This is a genomic window from Paenibacillus allorhizosphaerae (assembly GCF_042659105.1).
GTDB classification, from domain to species: domain Bacteria; phylum Bacillota; class Bacilli; order Paenibacillales; family NBRC-103111; genus Paenibacillus_G; species Paenibacillus_G allorhizosphaerae.
On sequence record NZ_JBHSRV010000034.1, the window covers coordinates 1 to 18,036 of the forward strand.

General features: G+C 44.6%; 20 protein-coding genes and 2 pseudogenes. 3 read left to right on the forward strand and 19 right to left on the reverse strand.

What is annotated here, in order from left to right; translation table 11 throughout:
* The 17 genes and pseudogenes from ACFQI7_RS36565 to ACFQI7_RS36645 all read right to left on the reverse strand — a co-directional run.
* A pseudogene (locus ACFQI7_RS36565) lies at window positions 1–226 on the reverse strand (DUF3888 domain-containing protein); the annotation flags it as partial.
* A 219-nt stretch (window positions 227–445) separates the two neighbouring features.
* A complete protein-coding gene (locus ACFQI7_RS36570; protein ID WP_218103377.1) occupies window positions 446–1,039 on the reverse strand; it encodes a hypothetical protein in 594 nt (197 codons plus the stop codon).
* Window positions 1,040–1,169: 130 nt separating this feature from the next.
* Window positions 1,170–2,066, reverse strand: coding sequence for a GNAT family N-acetyltransferase (locus tag ACFQI7_RS36575; RefSeq protein ID WP_218103378.1), 897 nt, complete (start codon window positions 2,064–2,066; stop codon window positions 1,170–1,172).
* A gap of 660 nt (window positions 2,067–2,726) precedes the next feature.
* Window positions 2,727–3,131 (reverse strand): GyrI-like domain-containing protein, encoded by a 405-nt coding sequence (locus ACFQI7_RS36580; protein ID WP_377518534.1) that lies wholly within the window; start codon window positions 3,129–3,131, stop codon window positions 2,727–2,729.
* Window positions 3,132–3,157: 26 nt separating this feature from the next.
* The gene (locus ACFQI7_RS36585; RefSeq protein ID WP_218103379.1) at window positions 3,158–3,322 is read right to left on the reverse strand and encodes a hypothetical protein; all 165 of its coding nucleotides are present in this window, start codon (window positions 3,320–3,322) and stop codon (window positions 3,158–3,160) included.
* Between the two features lie 400 nt (window positions 3,323–3,722).
* On the reverse strand, window positions 3,723–4,310 hold the full coding sequence (locus tag ACFQI7_RS36590; RefSeq protein WP_218103380.1) for a TetR/AcrR family transcriptional regulator: 588 nt from the start codon (window positions 4,308–4,310) through the stop codon (window positions 3,723–3,725).
* Window positions 4,285–5,070 carry an alpha/beta fold hydrolase gene (locus ACFQI7_RS36595; RefSeq protein WP_218103381.1) on the reverse strand — a complete coding sequence of 262 codons (786 nt, stop codon included), beginning with the start codon at window positions 5,068–5,070 and terminating at the stop codon, window positions 4,285–4,287. Before ACFQI7_RS36595 ends, ACFQI7_RS36590 begins: the two co-directional genes overlap by 26 nt.
* A 1,027-nt stretch (window positions 5,071–6,097) precedes the next feature.
* Entirely contained in the window at window positions 6,098–7,132 is a 1,035-nt protein-coding gene (locus ACFQI7_RS36600; protein WP_218103382.1) for a hypothetical protein, read from the reverse strand.
* A 253-nt stretch (window positions 7,133–7,385) separates the two neighbouring features.
* A complete protein-coding gene (locus tag ACFQI7_RS36605) occupies window positions 7,386–7,766 on the reverse strand; it encodes an Imm50 family immunity protein (protein ID WP_218103383.1) in 381 nt (126 codons plus the stop codon).
* Window positions 7,767–7,935: 169 nt separating this feature from the next.
* Window positions 7,936–8,148 carry a bacteriocin immunity protein gene (locus tag ACFQI7_RS36610; RefSeq protein WP_218103384.1) on the reverse strand — a complete coding sequence of 71 codons (213 nt, stop codon included), beginning with the start codon at window positions 8,146–8,148 and terminating at the stop codon, window positions 7,936–7,938.
* A 185-nt stretch (window positions 8,149–8,333) separates the two neighbouring features.
* A complete protein-coding gene (locus ACFQI7_RS36615) occupies window positions 8,334–8,894 on the reverse strand; it encodes a dihydrofolate reductase family protein (RefSeq protein WP_204818028.1) in 561 nt (186 codons plus the stop codon).
* Window positions 8,895–9,412: 518 nt separating this feature from the next.
* Window positions 9,413–9,781 carry a VOC family protein gene (locus ACFQI7_RS36620; protein WP_218103385.1) on the reverse strand — a complete coding sequence of 123 codons (369 nt, stop codon included), beginning with the start codon at window positions 9,779–9,781 and terminating at the stop codon, window positions 9,413–9,415.
* A 157-nt stretch (window positions 9,782–9,938) separates the two neighbouring features.
* Window positions 9,939–10,355, reverse strand: a complete 417-nt coding sequence (locus ACFQI7_RS36625; RefSeq protein WP_218103386.1) for a hypothetical protein — start codon at window positions 10,353–10,355, stop codon at window positions 9,939–9,941.
* A 451-nt stretch (window positions 10,356–10,806) separates the two neighbouring features.
* Window positions 10,807–11,736 carry a phosphotransferase family protein gene (locus ACFQI7_RS36630; protein WP_218103387.1) on the reverse strand — a complete coding sequence of 310 codons (930 nt, stop codon included), beginning with the start codon at window positions 11,734–11,736 and terminating at the stop codon, window positions 10,807–10,809.
* Between the two features lie 187 nt (window positions 11,737–11,923).
* Window positions 11,924–12,367: a DinB family protein gene (locus ACFQI7_RS36635; RefSeq protein WP_329958314.1), complete on the reverse strand. Its 444-nt coding sequence runs from the start codon at window positions 12,365–12,367 to the stop codon at window positions 11,924–11,926.
* A 45-nt stretch (window positions 12,368–12,412) separates the two neighbouring features.
* Window positions 12,413–13,120 (reverse strand): DNA alkylation repair protein, encoded by a 708-nt coding sequence (locus ACFQI7_RS36640; RefSeq protein ID WP_268966871.1) that lies wholly within the window; start codon window positions 13,118–13,120, stop codon window positions 12,413–12,415.
* On the reverse strand, window positions 13,117–13,623 hold the full coding sequence (locus tag ACFQI7_RS36645) for an SRPBCC family protein (protein ID WP_329958313.1): 507 nt from the start codon (window positions 13,621–13,623) through the stop codon (window positions 13,117–13,119). Before ACFQI7_RS36645 ends, ACFQI7_RS36640 begins: the two co-directional genes overlap by 4 nt.
* Before the next feature lie 101 nt (window positions 13,624–13,724).
* Here ACFQI7_RS36645 and ACFQI7_RS36650 point away from each other — a divergent pair, with 101 nt between their 5' ends.
* From ACFQI7_RS36650 to ACFQI7_RS36660, 3 genes and pseudogenes are all read left to right on the forward strand, one after another.
* Complete coding sequence (locus tag ACFQI7_RS36650; protein ID WP_218103391.1) at window positions 13,725–14,318, forward strand: TetR/AcrR family transcriptional regulator; 594 nt, start codon at window positions 13,725–13,727, stop codon at window positions 14,316–14,318.
* A 175-nt stretch (window positions 14,319–14,493) separates the two neighbouring features.
* Window positions 14,494–15,498, forward strand: a complete 1,005-nt coding sequence (locus tag ACFQI7_RS36655; RefSeq protein WP_218103392.1) for a hypothetical protein — start codon at window positions 14,494–14,496, stop codon at window positions 15,496–15,498.
* A gap of 68 nt (window positions 15,499–15,566) precedes the next feature.
* Window positions 15,567–15,821 (forward strand): annotated as a pseudogene (locus ACFQI7_RS36660) (phosphohydrolase); the annotation flags it as partial.
* Window positions 15,822–16,313: 492 nt separating this feature from the next.
* Here ACFQI7_RS36660 and ACFQI7_RS36665 read toward each other — a convergent pair.
* Together ACFQI7_RS36665 and ACFQI7_RS36670 are read right to left on the reverse strand one after the other, a co-directional pair.
* Window positions 16,314–16,832: a GNAT family N-acetyltransferase gene (locus ACFQI7_RS36665; protein ID WP_218103393.1), complete on the reverse strand. Its 519-nt coding sequence runs from the start codon at window positions 16,830–16,832 to the stop codon at window positions 16,314–16,316.
* A gap of 168 nt (window positions 16,833–17,000) precedes the next feature.
* A complete protein-coding gene (locus tag ACFQI7_RS36670) occupies window positions 17,001–17,462 on the reverse strand; it encodes a DUF4304 domain-containing protein (protein ID WP_218103394.1) in 462 nt (153 codons plus the stop codon).
* Window positions 17,463–18,036 lie beyond the last annotated feature (574 nt).

The following is an 18,036-nucleotide window of genomic DNA, read 5'->3' on the forward strand; positions in this document are numbered from 1 at the left end:
GCTTCACATCCACAAAGTAAGGATAAATATCTGGTGATCCTGGTACTGAAAATACATCTGAATATACCTCAGCAAGCTTCTCGCGCATCTGCGGTAGTAGAACCAAGACAAGCATATCTTGAAGTTGCAGTTCCCTCGAGTCCTCAAGTGGCTTCTTACCGACTGCATTTGAAGTTTGCGGTCCAAACATTGAAAATAGGATTATAAAACAAATTAAAACCCTCAAGAGTGTTTCCCCTTCCCTTATCTTAATCCACCAATCAAAACTTAATCTGTCCAGATAAGAGGAGTGTATTCGTTAACGTAATCTGCCCGTTACTTCAATGAACATCGAAGAGGAGCTGTCTTTGCGGCAGCTCCATACTATCGTTTCCCGTTGGCGTAATGAATCATGCCGAATCCCGATTCGAGTGCGGAGTTAGTTGATGTTCTAATCTTTCAAGAATTATCCTTGAAACTTGTTTTTCCATAAAGGATTATCATTTGCTACAAACGAGTTAAATAACGAATCAAATTTTTCACCTTCAAGAGATTTAATAACAATATGGGGTTCGGAAGTCATCGATTCATACAATGTTTCCACTGGCTTTGGAACCTCACATATGTCTAACATTGAGATTAATTTCTTCTTTGCGTTAACGATTCCAGGAAAATCCTCTAAAATTTCAGCTTCTAAGAAAGGTTGAGACTTATACATCTCTAATAGCTGACCATTACCCGAAAATTTCAATATATCTCTCCAGTAAGGACAAGCAATCATAATCCCAAGGAATTCTTCGAAATTTCTCCCGACTTTTCCAGCCTCTCCTTCAGAGCTTATAAATACAATTGGTAAATCCATTTCTTCACCAGACCCATATAAAGTAAACACACCCCCTGAAGCATCCTGTGCTATGACTGTCGCTTTATCATAAACTTCAAAAAAGTAATCTTCAGTGTGTGAACTTGCGTCTACAATTTTAAAATCATAGTACTCTAAAAGGATATTTTTAACTTCAATGCTATCATTAATTTTTTGAAACAGAATGTTTGTTATCAAAATATAACCTCCAAACTTAGAATTAGTTCCACCGCTACGCTATACTTGCCCGTACTTCAACGGCCATTAAAAAGGAGCTGTCCTGGCAGCTCTACACTATCGTTACCCGTTAATGAAATGAAGAACTACTTCACATATCCTCTTTTGGCGGTCTACTCAATCGACTATCCGGTTTATAATATCTATTTACAAAATGGTATAGTGACTTTTCTTTGAAGCCAAGGCGATCATATAAATTTTTCGCAGGATTGCCTTTGACAACCCAGAGCTTCACAACTTTTTCGCCGCGACGCATAATTTCATTTACTAGAAATGATACAAAAGCTCTTCCGTATCCTCGCGATTGAAGATCAGTCCGAACAGCAATAAGATGCAACTCATTACCGGCAGTAATTCCGCCGATTGCCACTATTTCACCGTCAACAAGCATCACAAATTTGTTGTTTTTGTTTTCTAAAAAACTCTTCCGTTCACTTTCCGAAGAAGAATAATAATACGATGGAAGGATACCAACGTTTTCACGCATTTTGTAAAAAGCAATTTGGCTAATACTATGCCATGTAAGATAATCATCATCTTCATATTGCCTAAACGAAAAATTACTCTCAGTAAGAGGTTCCCCTTCACGCTCCATGAAGTACATAGAATGATTTATGTAATAGCCATTCTTATATAAAAATTGCAAAGAAGAACGGTCACCGTCAATACATGCACCCTCTGAACGTTCTACTGCGTCGTATTGTGAAAGCAATTTGTCTGCCTCTTTAATAAGTTTGGTACCAATACCCATTCTTCTGTATTCCTCGCTGACGAATATAGTCGTTCCAGCTCCTCGCCCTCGCTTATAATTAGTTAAGGAAAGAAAACCTACTGTTAAGCCGTTGTAACGAGCAACAAATATACCATCCCGAACATTTGCTTCATTAATTTGAAACGTCTCGTCAAAGTATTCATTTTCACATAACATGATTCTGATAGCGGCTTTATCCCTTTCGGGTATGTAAGCTTCTATTTCCGTATTTTCCACTGGCATACTCTCCCTTATCGAGATTAACGATTCCTTTTACCAATGTATTCCATGCTGTAATTTCGTTATCCTGCCCATTAGCGCAACGACGGCGGCCGAACATTGGCCAGCTGCCGTCGTGTCATGATTGAGCTATCGTTCTCCGTTAGTGGAATGAGCTTGTTTGTTGTCGAGATTTAATCAAAACCAAAATAACAGATCTAAAATCAATATAAATACGAATATGCAAAACGATACACAGATTACAATAGTTCCAAAACCTATTGTAGCTACTGTAGTTTTTGTCATATCTAATGCTTGAGTTGGCGATTTCTCGCCACAATAGGGGCATGATTTACGAACGGATATTATTTCACCGCAAGTTCTGCAATTATATTCTCGATTAACCCTGGTCATATGAAATACCCCACATAATCTAATCATCGCCATTATTTCTTCATATGTTTTACATTATCCTGCCCTTTAGTTTAATGAGGCCGCCCGATAGATCTCCCGTGACGGCCTCATGATGTGTGTTGAGCTATTGTTCTCCGTAACAACTAGATCGTTCCAAAAGGATACTTGGAGAAATCTGCCTGTTAGCAGTACGCGGCTACCGATACGTGCCGGTAACCACGATTTAGTTTTTTATTGGGCAAGCGGGTTCTCAAGCAGATCATCCTACTGAATCGGAACCCTAACAATCGTTTGCCAATTTTCAACAGGATTCCACCCTGGAACATTCATATAAATTTCACGTATTGGCCCCCTGACATGAAATCCTTTCTCCGTTATATGGTTTACGATTTCTTGGACTGTTTTCTCGGTGTCCCTGTAATGACCGAAATGTAGCTTTTGTGCACATAATCCTTGCGACACTTTTTCAAATCTTGGTACTGTAAAATCAACCTGTTTATTTTTATTTCTAACGTTTTGAAGAGCTTCTTGAAACAAAACTTCGCTTGTGATGTTGGGAAGCTGAACCATTACGGTCCGAAGCCATTCACCATCAGATTGCTGATAGTGCCATATCATTTCGTAGGGCATATGTCTAAAATTATATTTCAATCGATCTGACGTTAGCATTCTAAGCTGGTTCTGGACTCGAGTTGTTACCCAAGATGGTCTTCTTTGGGTAAATCTTCTCTTCTGCGTTTTCCTTCTAACACGAGAAAATTTAAATCAGGTATTTCCAAGATATCAATAATGCCAGGTTTCAGTCTGTAAACCGATTTAAAGACTTTCCGGTTATCCGTAGATTTCACCTTTTCTCCCAAAATTGCAGCCTCCATAGAAATGATATGGTAATAAATTCCTGCAAATCAATCTACTACACGTTTGTTCGTCTGTAAATAATAAATGCCCGCATGTTATTGTTCTATACTCCCCTTAGAACAGGCTGCCGATGATACCGGCAGCCTACCGTCATGATGCTATCGTCTCCGTTAACTTAATAAATGCCGCTTCCGATGTACGAAAAGCCTACCGCGATTATGCGCATATGTTTGTGTCGCAAAACGGTTATGCACATATGTTTGTGTCGTGACACTGCAAGACAAACATATGTGCTTTCAAACAAAAATCCCCAATTAACGGGGATCTCAAAGTACCTATGTTTGTGTCGTCGGACACGATTCCAATGATCTGACAACAATTCCTGTGGAGCAACTCTGATATTCATTTCATGCAAAACTGCCGAATGATCTGCCGCTTCATTTCCTCTACCGGATAATTGTCCTGGTAAATGGTGATCATCTGCATGGTTCCGTGAAGCGTTGTCGAGAAGTATAGCGATCTCATTCTCGCATTCGAAGCTCCAAGTTCGGAGAACACCTCACACTGTGTTTCAAAATGTCCCGCCATCGCCTCATTGAGCATTTGACTGTACTTGGAGAGTACTTTGTCTTCTTCCGGCTGCGTCTGCAAATGCAAGAAAAAACGGTACACGCTGGGACGCAGCTTGACGTTATCAAGCGCCCCTTCGATAATATGTTTTAGCCGCTCGCAGTGAGAGCCTGGACCGGAAGCCGTTTGCATCACTCGGCCAATTTCATCGATCCGGTTCTTCACCATTTCCGCAAGGAGCTCTTCTTTCCCCTTGTAGTAATTGTACAGCAAACCTTTGGAAACGCCGGCCCTTTTCGCTATATCGTCGATCGAAGCGTCATGGTATCCTTGCTCGATAAAGATGTCCATCGCAGCTGCGCGAATATTTTCTTTGGTGGCTTGACGAATTCGCTCATTTTCTTGCTGGGTTCGAGGCATTGTCTTGTCCTTCCTGCGAAAAAAACTGTATTTCTTCCGCTAGCTCTTTTGCATGAGTTATGGGAAGCATATGATCCGCCCCCTCGATGTTGAAGAAACGCACGGACGGAACCCGTTGAAAATGCTCGGCGATCTTGAGCATATCCGGCCATTCTATTGTACCGTAAATAAACAGCGTCCTCACGGCAATCTCCTCTAATCGTTCGATTGCCGGCGGCTCCGGCCACCGGACTTCAAAGCTCTTCCATTCGGTGAACACTCTCGCCATGTAATGGGTCGCCATATCTCGAAGGAAGTCTTGATGTGGACCGGCCATCGTAACGCGATAATTAGGACCGGCCAAGGACAATTCCACCAATCTTACGATATCGGGAGCGGCCGCGTTGACCTCTGCCATCCAATCAGTAAACTCCCGGGAAAACGTATACCCCGTTAACGAAGGCGCAATGACGACTAGCCGCTCGACCATTGACGGATAAGTAAGCGTAAAGTCGGTCGCAGCCTGCCCGCCCATGGAATGACCGACAAGCGTGACCTTCTGTAATCCGATATGTTCGAGTAGCACTCTCAAATCCTCCACAAGGCTCGTCGGCCCTTGCGGTGCCGGCGAGCGTCCCGTCCCCCGGCCGTCAAAGGTAACAACCCTATGGTATTGCGCGAGAATCGGCGCAACATACTCCCATTCCCGCGAATCCACGCCGGGGCTGTGAATCAACACGATCGGAGAGCCTTCACCCTGAATATCATAATAAAGATCCATGTTGGGTTCCTCCCTATCGAATAAGGTGAAAAGTGATTTTCTGCCATTATATCCTTTGACTGAACGTTCAGTCAATACAAAATATTGTATAATTTCAGCTGTAGAATTATAAACCACCGCCAATCACTGGCGGTGGTTACGATCCTAACTTTCGTATTAGTCATTCTCATTAACTTCTTGAGCCCGAAGAGCTGGCAGAACTGTCGAGACCCCCCTTGGAGCAAGATACCCCACTCAATATGCCGCTTGACGGTTGTATCCGTAATGTCCTTCCTCGAAAATTTGTTGCTTGTGCTACCTGGGTTTCTTTTGCTATACCGATCCACAATTAGGTGAGTCGTGGAAATTCGTTCGATCCGTTGATTTTGACCCTGTTTAAACTTCATAAAAGAGCACCTCCTTGATGGTGTTGGGTTAAACCCGTTGACAGACCCATCATACCGAGGCGCTCCTTTTTTTTTCAAATTCCATTTCTTAGGACTAACAGGAATGTTTAAAGTAACGCGGCTACCTATCGATGCCGGTAGTCTGACTACGACGACCACGGTGCACCACGGAATGTCGCTCCTTTTCTGGAAGCACGCGGGGTAGAGTAACCCTTTGCTGGTTGTTGCGCCAGTCCTCTCAATTCAACTGCCGTAGAATTTTGTCGCAAAATGACAAGATAGTACCTTACTTGTTCGACGCGTTGTTAACGAGACATCAGGAGACGGTTCTTAGAAAACAAGGAAAATCCCCCGAGTTCTTAAAACTGCTTTTTGTTCAGTCAGTCTTTTATGCATTTGATCTTCGAACAGTATTGCATGAGACCGTCCCAATTCCCCCATAAGCAACCCTGACATTTCGAAGGTTGTCTTTTCTTTATTGGCTCTGACGGGATCAACAACTTACTCATTTCCGACCTTCTTTCATTATTCTCATTCCAAACATGTAAATATTACCCATAATATTCACACATCATACCATGACATTTTGGTGATTATTGAGCAATGGGGCCTGCAAGTGGGCAGCTCCAACTATTACCAAACTAAAAAATCTCCCAATTGGCCAGCATAATCGATTCGACCTCGTCCCAGAGCCGCGGTAGAAACTGCAGCACGTCTTCGGCACGACGCGCAAGGGTGTCGGACGAGGTGATGCCGAGGTCGATGACGAATTCCTCAAACGCCGGAGCTAGCTCAACTTGCAGTTTTGGGGCATCTGTGGAGAGCATTTTGTGGCACCGGGCGAAGGTCGCCCCGATCCAGAACACCGCTTCGCGGTGATATCCGTCGCGGATAAGGTTACGGCTACCGTCAATCGCAATCGGTCGTGAAGCGGCGGTGATGTCACTGCTGAAGAAGAATTGGGTCTTGGCGTGCGCCGCGGCGACGTCGAAGGTACGGGCAAGCGCGCTCAGATGATGGCTGGTGCGCTGCGGGGTCCAATGCTCGCAGCCCAGCAGCCCCAACAATTCCGGATAGATTTCGGTTCGCCCGAACTCCTGAAGCACGTTGTACACAGCCAGATAGCGAAGCCGCACGGTAGGGTTGCGAAGAGCTGCGACGAGAAGGACGTGTGTAGTGACTCCGGTCATGAACAACCATGACATAATCTGATCATGCCATGGTGCAGTCAGATCGATGTTCCGTAACCCATGCTCTATCTTCTGCCTAACGTTTTCGCAGCGGTGCCGCACCCATTCCCTCTCGGCAAAATGGCGCGACACCTTCTGCTGCACGCCGCGCAGCTGTCCGGTAGGATCTACAATGATGGTATCCACGCGGAAGCTGCCGGCTAGGTGATACGATGTCAGAACCTCCTCAGCAGAGGCGATCTGGTTCCACGATAAGAAGGTTATTTCGATCAGCACATCACGGTAGATGAACTTCCCCAGTTTCAGAGGTGGTTTTGCTTCAGAGGTAACAACGACAACATCAATGTCGGAGCCCACTGACATCATCACGTCATCCGGCTGACCAACCGTCGAGCCGCTGAAATAAGCCCCCATGAACCATGCTTCCTGACTAGTACACTGCATTACCCACTCCGTTGCTGCCGCTCGAGCCGTCCCTATTTTCATGGATTATCCCTCCGATCCTATATTCAAGCAAGAGCTTACCATAGGCTTAATGGATAAAACAGTCTGTTTTTCCAGCTGTTACTTTGGTATTATTAACTTAAAGCAAGGATAAAAAATTGCCCTCAAAGAGACAGCCGTGATCGGCTGCCTCTTTTTGTATTTACTGAGCTATGCTGCCGTTAACGGAATGAAAAAAACCGTTGCCGATAAGCAACCATGATTTAGCTATCGTATCCAATAGCTGAACAGCATCCTAATATCCACGAACAGATTGGATCAGACCGACACCAGCTTTTATTTGAACTTCTACTGTTCCAGATATATTGATATTCAGGATTCCTGAATCATCTTTATCAATATCAATATTTCCTCTAAATGCATTATTGCTCGATCTCAAAACAACTTCTCGAATATCAAAAAAGTCTAGCTCAACAAAAACAATTGTATACCCTCTCTCTATCCACTTTTTAGGTGGATTGTCAGCAAAAACAGGAAAATCAAAACCTACGGATATGCGATTTCCTTCACGAGAGAATTTAATTTCTTCAATTCGCAGATTCCTTAAAGGAGGTACATCTTTGTATAGCATTGTGATAAATGTATCTGTATTTTCGCTTAAACACTCATGCCACATGTTATTCACCCACTAACTTACAGAACATATTTGGTTTCCTTCATTTTATCATCTTTTCATTTTACTATCCTACCAGTTCAACAAAAAGCATCCGGCCAGAATGGCCGGATGCCCTCATGTACTTATTGAGCTATCGTACTCCCGTTAGTTCAATCAACTTCACCAATGTTTATAATTGGATTGGCTTATAGCTCAGCGCCAGTTCGATGACCTGCTCTGGCGTCAATTCAACTTTATTCCAAAAAATTAAATCACTAACTTGTGGATGCGGGACATTTTGCTTGAGTATTTCAATCATATTATCAATCTCTTCTTCAGTGCCCTTGGCGTTCATAATTTTTCTTACTAGTTCAATTAAGTCATTTTTATTTAACTGCTTCAATACGAGCCCTCCTTTAGTAACAATAATCACACCAAAGGTTAACGTTGCATCTTCTTGTTTGAGTATGAAACTATCGTACCCGTTAGTTCAACAATGGAAGCCGCTCATAACTTCCGGCTTCGTAATTTCACTTGATTATAGTAAGTCCGAAAGCATATCTCCTGAATTTCTCTCTAGCGTCGCGGTCAGACGATCACGCGGTAGTGAAGATGAACAACGCCGCCTTGGAAGCGGCGCTCACCGAGCAGCTCGAGCCGCATGCTGAGGTTGTCCGGCAATGCTCGCTTCCCTCCACCCAAGACAATCGGATTAAGAAGCAGATGACACTCGTCGATCAGTCCCGCGCTCATCGCCTGCCCGGCAAGCTCGGGGCCGCCAATCGTAATGTCAGCTACAGAAGACTCCTTAAGACTTCGGATCGCATCAGCATCGAATTCGCGCTCTATCCTGGTGCTGGCGCTTGACACTGCCTGAAGCGTCCGGGAATATACAATCTTCTCAGCCGCTCGCCAGGTCTGCGCGAATTCCTGCTTTATCTCCGGTTGATCGCCGCCGGCGTCAGCCGTCTCCCAGTACACCATGTTCTCGTAGAGTCGACGCCCGTATAGGTAGGTGCCGATCGGCCGCTGGAAGCCAGTCCAGAACGCATACGTCTCGTCATTGGATATCCCCCAATCGAAATTGCCGCGCTCGTCCTCAATGTACCCGTCCAAAGATATGTTATTAGCGTAGATCAGTTTAGCCATTTCAATAACGCCCTCCAATTATTAGTTTCCAACGCCTGCCTGCTGCTTGAGGTTCTTGATCTCTTCCGTGACATTTTTTTTCACCAATCTGGAATTGTTCCATTCGACTTTCTCCAGTGTCGTGGAAAAAACGATTTTGGCTGTCTTTTCGATCCACTCGGCATGATTCCGTTCATGTTGCGAAGCTGATGGGGTCGAAGGCACAGATGGCCAATAACTGTGCATTCCCTGATAAGTCTCACGTCCCCAAATGACAGTGTCGGCAGTACTCAGAATTTCTATTGCGTGTTTCTCCAAATCAGCTTAGCACATTTCAGCTTGGGTTGTTTCTTATGAATTGCTAATTTAAACTGCCCTTTAGCGTAACGAAGGCAGCCGGTCATTCACGCGGCTGCCTCGTCTTGTTCTATTAAACTCTCGTACCCGGTAGTTGAGTGCCGGAGTAATCGCAGCGGCCTCGATAAGGCTCACGTTTTCCCTTATAGTAATTAAGGTGTGTGGAGTATATGGTGGAAATATTACTTACCGCCGAATGCAATGCAATAGCCATTTAAGTCTTTAATGGTGAACTCACTCCATCCCTCACCCCAGAAAGGACCGTTAACGACCATAACACCTTTTGAAATGAAAAGTTCATGAAGTTCTTTCAGTTGGCTCGTATAGCAAAACACATCGAAATAAAGGCCACCGCTTGCTGATGAGAAGGGCTTAACTTCGTCTGGATTCTGAGCTTGATGCAAGATGAGAGTAACCTTCCCCAACGACATGTGAGCATGTCCACCAACAGATTCAAACTTGAACCCGAGATCAGTATAATAGTTTATGGCTTCCTGTTCATTACGAACTAACAGCACAACGGACGGTCCATTTACGTCTTGAATATTCAAGCATATCCCCTCCTCGTATCGATATCATTTCCAGTATACCAAACATTTGTTCCTTCTTCATTCTTATTATTGAATGCGATTCCACGATTTTTGTTGTCACCGCTGAATCCAGATTAATCTAGTTAGCCACTTTATCATATTTCCAGGAGAGTATTTGTTAGAGTTCTACAACCACTACATAGACATACCCGCTCCGAACAAGATGACATATCCATCTGGATCGCGAACACCAAATTCCTTCCAGAGCATCGCCTTGATCCTCATGCTTCATTTCGTAGTGAATGATCGCTCCATTCGCCCGAAATTGCTCGAGTAATCCGTCAATGTGTTCCCAATCGGCGTAAGCGTATGTATCGCAGCCGGTCAAAGGACCTTCCCATTTTTTCGGATACGAAATTTTTCGTGGCTTCTTATTCGGTACGATGTCACCCGGGTCCTCCGATTGATACAAAATAAACCCAAGCTGGGGCTGTTCCCGTTCCACATGCCCCCACCCGTCAATTCTACAGCCGAGTGCCTGCTTATAGTATTCCTTCGATTTATGCAAATCGGAAACTAACCGGATTTGATTCATAGTTACCCTCCTAGCCATCTCAATGGTCTAACTTGCGTTTTTCCCAAAGTTCATTCCTCCTAAAACCATCTCAGATAGCCTCATTATTTAATGGAACGTTCCAAAAATCAACTATAGAGTTTTTGAAACATGTTTTACTGGGCATTTCCCTATATGCTAAAAAGCATGCATTCTGACACAGAAAAGACAGTGCATTTTGGAGCATGAACAGAAGGCCGTCGAATTAATCGGCGGCCTTTGCTAGTGATTCAACTATCGTTCTCCGTCGTATATGAGGTCCTAATAAAATCATCCATAGTACATAAATTCTTGCTATAACATGAATCGTTACTGCATTCAACCCGTTTGTATTGCTCTTCAACTTCTTTACTGACAATAACTTTTTATCGTGTATCGCCCGCCCGAATACTTGAAAGACGTTTATACGGGCAGCTAGTGACATGCGTCGCTCTTACTCCGCTTGCTTTAACAGAGGGATTAGGTGGGATTTCATGAATTCGTAGCTCGGCTTATCGCCTTTCTTGGCGTAAAATCGCAGCCCGTCCAGTCCCTTGAACAACTGATAGGACAACAGCCTTTTCTCAAAATGGGCGATCTCCTTCCCCTCCCGTTCCCAAAACTCCCGGAGCCGATGCGGAAACCCGATTTGCGGAACCCATAAATGCAGCACGGCCGCATCGAACATAAAATCGCCGTACATCGCCATCTCCCAATCGACGATCGCCGTTATTCGGCCATCGTCCGAAAGCATGTTGCCGAGATGGAAGTCTCCGTGAACAAGATACCGCTCCTTGGGCGCATACTGCGCAAGATCGATCATCGCAGCATACGTTTGGTCGAACACGTTTTTTTCGAGAAAGCTGCTTTCAAATAGCGACGTCCATCCCTCGTAAAATCCTTCCTGCTCTTCCTTAAAAGTAGACGCGAGCCAATCGGTCCAAGAGGTGGATGTAGCTTCTCCGGAAGGCGTAATCCAGCCGTAGCCGCTCGTATGATCGACGCGAACTTGGTTCATTGCGGCGAACTGCTTGATCAAATCGGGTATGACGCGGACGATCTCTTCTTTGGGCTGCATAATTACGGAGACGCCGGCCGCTTGTTCCGTTATTGTATACGGCAATCCGTCGTATGTGCCGACCTTCACGATTCGCGGGATCGGCATCACCGACGAGTAACGGTCGGATATCAGCTTTACTTTGTCGACCGTTTCATTGCCGCTTTTAAAATGAATGACGAACGACTGCGTGCCCAGCCGGTAGCGGAACACTTTGCTCAGCTCTCCCATTTCGATCGGGGTGATATCGGCAATGGTCTCCGATTCGATTGTCTGCAAATATTGCTTGGCTCGTTCCATTGTCATTTCCGGCTTAAAGGATTTCATTGGAGCATTCCTTCCTTTGACTGTTTATTACAGTAAACCCTACACTCGGTGACATCAGTTCGTTCAAAAACTCTTACCCCAGGCAACTCCCAAAGTTGACGTTCCTTGTCCCGAATAATAACTAGCTGATTTTGATACTCAGTTATCATAACGACATACTTTATTTCATCTATTACGGCGGTCCCAATCAGATTGGCGTTCTCACGCCAAAGCATTTCAGCATCGCAAGGATATTTCCCGAATGGATCGATTCATGGAACAGATTAAACAGCAGAAGCTCCTCCACCGTCTCGCCTTTGAATGGATTTGTCTTCACTTTCACGTCCAACTTTCCTGCAAATACCTTGCGAATGTTGGCCATTTGATCCGTTAACTGAAATAGTACATCGTCCCAAGGCGGAGGCTCCGCCGTCCATGTGGATGGTTTTGTCCCGTACTCGAAAAATGCTTTGAATTCTGTCGGCACCGACCATACCTCGCCGGATTTTCCGAAAACGATCTCATCCGTCACCGTGGAGATATGACCAAGCTGCCAATGAAGGCTGTTATGGAATCCCTCTGGAACGATATTACGTTTGTCCACGGGACATTTCAGAACCTCTCCTACCAGAGATGTACGACCCATTTCCATGATACGAAACAAAAAGTCCTCTCTCACCTTGCTTCCACCCCGCGTTCACTCTTTCCGAGCTTTCTTCATACCCATATAATAATTCCGCTGTGCTTTATCAAGGTGTTCGATAGCGAAGCGCAGAGCCGTTCGCGGCATCGTGGCCGCGTATTGATCCAAGAAGCTTAACAACGCCTGACGATCCCTTTTGCCGGCTTCGCGCACCCATCCTCCGAGAGCCGTTTGGATGAAATGTTGATCGTCATGAACCAAAATCTCGCCGATTTTAAACGTGTCCGCTACATCACCTTGCCGAATAAAATAGTATGTACTGACAATTGCCGTGCGACGTTCCCATATATTATCGGAGCACGCAAGTTCATAGAGGATGTCGCGCGGCTTATCGACCAAGTAACCGCCAATGACATAGGGAGCGCTTACGTCGACCAAATCCCAGTTGTTAATTCGATCTGTACGTCTCAAATAAAGTTCGAACAGCTCTTTCCGGCGACTCACGGGCGTTTTTTTCCTGCGGGCCTGCTTATCCATAATACTAAGCGCACCGACCCTAACTTTGTGGATCGGGCTCTCGAGCAACTTTTCAATTTCTTCAGGAGGCATGTCGATAAATTCTTTGGCCAGCGCGAATACATCTCCCATACGCACTTCTTTGAACGCGTCGCCTTCGTCTTCGCCGGATTGGATCTTCATGCGCTCGTCTGGTGATAGGGGAGCTTGCAGCCGCGCTACGAACGAATCTGCCCGAATATTCACGCTTTAGAGAAACTGGCAGCCATCTTGTCGAGACACTGCTCCAAACCTGCTCTGGACATTTCGAACAATTGATTCGACGGATAGCCGTATTCCGTGACAGTCATCTCCGTCGTATTGCCGCTTTCGGCTTTAAAAGTAATCACGTGACGCACATCACGAGGCATGTCCGGCGGCATACCCATCGCGGCAGGATCGATTCTATTGCCGTCTTTGTCGCTCCAGTCCAGGAGAAACTCGATAAGTTCCATAGGCTGGATCTTCTGATAGGTCCAAGTGTTGAACATGTCATGACCGTCTGGCGTGCGCATGCAGACGAGCGATGTCCCGTTCACACGAAAATCCATCTTGGCAACCGGCGAAGTAAAGCTCGTTGGTCCCCACCAGCTTTTCACGTGTTCCCCCTCTGTCCAAGCTCGCCAGACTTGCTCAATCGACACGTTAAAAACGCGGGTAACTACGAGGTCCCAATTACTCTTATTTGAGATGTTATCAGCCATTTTCATTCTCCTCACCTTGGAATGATGAACCGCCCTAAATAGCACGAGTGTTCTAAAATAAAATAACACAACTGTATTAATAAATCAATCCATGTTATACTGTTGTCATGCCGAAAATCGTGGATCATAACAAACAAAAAGAGAAACTGGCGGTAGCCACCTGGCGGGTCATTCGTAGGGATGGCCTGGAACGCGCATCTTTACGTAATATCGCGAAGGAAGCCGGATTGTCGGTGGGCTCGATGCGACATTATTTTTCGACTCAATCCGAACTTCTTGCTTTTTCCATGCAGCTTGTTTCCGATCGCGTATGTGACCGTCTCCAAAGTTTTGTCCCAAGCGGAAACTTGATGGAGGACGTCCTTCATGTGTTGTGCGAGATGCTGCCGATTGACGAGGAACGAAGTACCGAAATGGAGGTGTGGTTTGCGTTTACGTCCAAAGCGCTCGTCGATCCGACTCTGCAAGCGTTAAGTCTCTATGTCTACGACGATATGAAGGGCTTTATTGCCAAAAAAGTAGAGCAGTTAATAGAGCAACATTCAGCAGGCAGCCGACTTGATGTGAACCTAGAGACGGAACGGCTGTTCGCCTTGATTGATGGGTTGGCGATTCATGCGATTATGCACCCGGAACGACTTGTGCCCGAGCAGGCTCGCGCAGTGCTCATTTATCATCTGCAATCCATATTCAAGCTCTGAACGATGAAGAGCTTTGATCGATGCCATGCAACTCAAGTAACACCGTCCATAGAGGACGGTGTTTTTAGCTCTTGCTGCAACGGTTGGTTTGTGGTACAGTTGTGCTAAATTAAATTAGCACAACTGTACTAATAGGAAAATGCGTGCTTTGTTGCATAACGGAAGGGTGATTAATATGCAAATAAGAACAAGGAAGCATGTGTTGTATGCGATTGCTGGCTACATCGGGGTATCTGCGGCGATCTACTTTATTTTCAGGAAATTCGGCGCGCCTTTTGTCGCTCACCAGCCTCTTGTCGAATACGCATCGGCCATGGAGCGATTTTGGGATTTTCAGGCCGGTTCCTTGTGGGGATTCGTTCTCATCGGCCTAATCGTCTTGATTACACGAGGCTACCGAAACCGTCAGTTGCAGTCGCCCGGCAGGGGAACGTCCAAGAAAGAGCTCTCCCTTCTGCTGGGGTATATGGCGTTTGCCCAGCTGCTGGGACTCGTGCTTGGCAAGTTGTTCGGCTTTCATGCGATAAGCTTCCACTTGGCGGGAAGCATCTATGGCAATCACGAGCATGTGAAGCTGACTGAAATGCTCGTATGGTCATGTTACAACTTTATTGTTTATGCTGTCCTGCCCGTTGTATACTTGATGCTCAAAAAAGGCTATACTCTCTCGCAGTTGAACATCATCTCGAACAAAAACGTGCTTCGCGATACGATGGTCATTATCGCTATTCTAATCATCGAATCCATTGTGCAGCTGGGGGGGTTGTCCGACGCACTACTTCATCTGTCGCCCAGGCAAATTCTCCTCGGAGGATTTGCTGCCTTTAGTTTTAACTTGTTTGGAACGGCTATCCCGACCGCCGTTTTTCTATTCGCCATCCTATACCCACGATTTAAAGCAGTCACAAATAGCGCTATCGTCCCAATCGTATTCGGAGGACTCGCCTACACCGCGTTGCATTTTTTCGACAGTTGGATGGTCTTTCGCAGTCCCGGAGCCTTTCTCACATCGCTTAGCGCTTTATTCCTGCAATATTTCATGCCCGGCGTCGTGAAGTCGGTTCTTACGGATCGAACCGGCAACCCGTGGGTGCATATGTGGGCTTATCATGTGATTGTCCCGCATGTTATTATCGATACCCCACATTTTGTAGATGCGTTGATATTAAAAAATGAGTAAAAGTAGCCATATTTCGAGCTGCCTCAGAATAGCATAACAGGGGTGTCATTCACTGCGGCAAGGCTGCACTGGGCATGGATGTCTCTAGTAAGAAGATTGTAATCCTGCAGCACTTGATTCTATCCCATCATAATTTAGGGGAATGGGGTAGCCTGGTTCAGCCGCAGCTTCCAGAAGCAGTCGCGCTTCATTATATCGATCAACTCGATGCGAAGCTTCAGGCAGTTGAAGATGCATTGGATACGATGCCGGATGGAGATAATTGGACGCCGCCACTTAGAATCGTGGAGAACAAACAGATTTATAGAGTGAAGAAAAATTAGTGAACGGTGAAAATAATGTATTAGACTGTATGTGTTAGTCCATGCGGCTTTCGTATCACAGAATCGCGATATTGCGCAAAATAAGTATTAGACTGACCCAGAAATTGAAACAGCGACGGGTCTGTCAAGATCTTTGTGTAAACTCTTTTAACAAGATTTCTCCCCGAGGGGAGAAAAAATTTTCAGCGTAAATATTGTCCGATGTGATCGGGAAAGAAGACCGAGAGTTGGAGGAGGATTTGTCCCCAATTTTGTACACGGCCCGTCCATTTGCGAACGACATCCATCTAATAAAAAACTAAGACGCGGCTGCCTGCACGAATCGGCAGCCGCGTTGTGCTAAATGGCAGTTTAGCGTGGAAAAACAAAGAGGCTCCCATTGATCTGGTGAGCCTCTTGTTAGTGTGGTATCGCGGATATACGAATGTTTAAAAAAGGTTTTTGGTCACTTTTTGTGTCAAATGCTCTATTCTTGGCATGTATCGTATCCGTTCAAACCGTTCCTGAATCAAATACAAATACTGGACCATTCCATTTTTCATCTTGTAGAATCTCTTCTTGAAATATTTTGTGTTCTTTATACTGGGAAATCACTTGCCTCCAGAACGCATATGCAGACTTGTTGGCAAGTGTTTGTCTTATCTCCCATGTCCCAGTGAACATCTCAAATAATGAGCAAGCTACGTGTCTGCCTACCCCTTTACGCCTGTATTTCCTCATAATAAAGAAATCACTTATTACATTTGTCTTTTGAGCTGTACTCAATTTCATATATTCCTTTGGTACATCTAGCATAATTAAAGCAAAGCCCGCAATCTCTTCATCAACCTTTACAATAAACGGACGACGATACTCGTCTGTCCACTGATGGTCGAAGTATTTATATAAGTACATCCCGTGTTTGTTAAGGACATGTCCATCAAACTCACTACTGTCGTAACGATATAGCTGAATAAGATTGTAAAGAACTGTTTCATCTTCATACGGAACCAGCGCTATTTCAATACTCATTTAATAGCTCCTCCATTTCTTGGTCTATTTTACCATGAAGTTGAAGGTCGAGTACGCTTAAAACCAAACTATCCTGCCCGTAACAAGGTGCCGATTATTGCGGCAACCTCGTCGTGGTGTGTTTTATTGCGCTATCGTCTCCCGTTAACAACAATCGATTCATGTGCCTTAATTATTCAATAATGGTTCTACTTCAACTTTAAAAAAATGTATGACATCATCAATAATCATATCACATATATATGAATCCTTTGAATTTTCATAAATTACAAAATCACCTACTTTAAACTTGTTCTTCTCAATATACTTTCCAGTATAATCAAACTCATTGTTGTTAATTAAATCATATGACTTTAATTCATTATTTCTTAAATGTGAAAAGAAGTAATGTTCAGGATCATAAACAAACCACCTGCCATTCCCTAATCTAAATGAAATCGGATCATCTGGGTTATTATTTATTAAGTTGATACAAAAAGCACCACCAGATGAATAAAATTGAATATGAATGAGTATCCGATATCCATCAAATTGTAATGTGAATTTGGGGAAAGTTCCTTTAAAGTTCATCTTTCGAACTATTGGAACCACATTTTCTTTCATTGCCTTTTCCATTTCTTTTCTATTCATTGACTACTCCTCCACAAGAAAGCTTTAATACTGCACAGACATTTAATTTACAGCGCTTGTTTTAAAGTATGTAGAAGCTGTTCAAGTCTATATATATTTCGCGTAACACTTCCACAATTTGGGTCACAAAAATAAAGACGCAAGCTATTATTTAATGTTGCGCTAAACTGCCCTTTAGTTGAGAAATTCCGCATAAACAAAACAGGCGATGGATCGGTTTCCATCGCCGCACTATCGTTATCCGTTAGCTGAACACTTGAACATTCTATTTGTTATTTTCCTCCAACATGAAACACTCCACTTATGGCTACACCATCAACGTTATACAGCGGAATATCACGACCACCTGGTGATCTACTTTTCTGTATCGCAATGGCTTCCTCGGGTGATTTTGGTATTCATTTATTCCTCTGTAAACAACAAACAGGCGAAGATACACTGGCGACAGTGCTTCCCATCTGCTTGTTGTTTAATGGCGCATTCCTTCTCTTCGCTACGCGACGAGACTGATTAAATTGTTATCGGGGTCCTTTATGATCGCATATCGCTCTCCCCACGGTGTATCTCGCGGCTC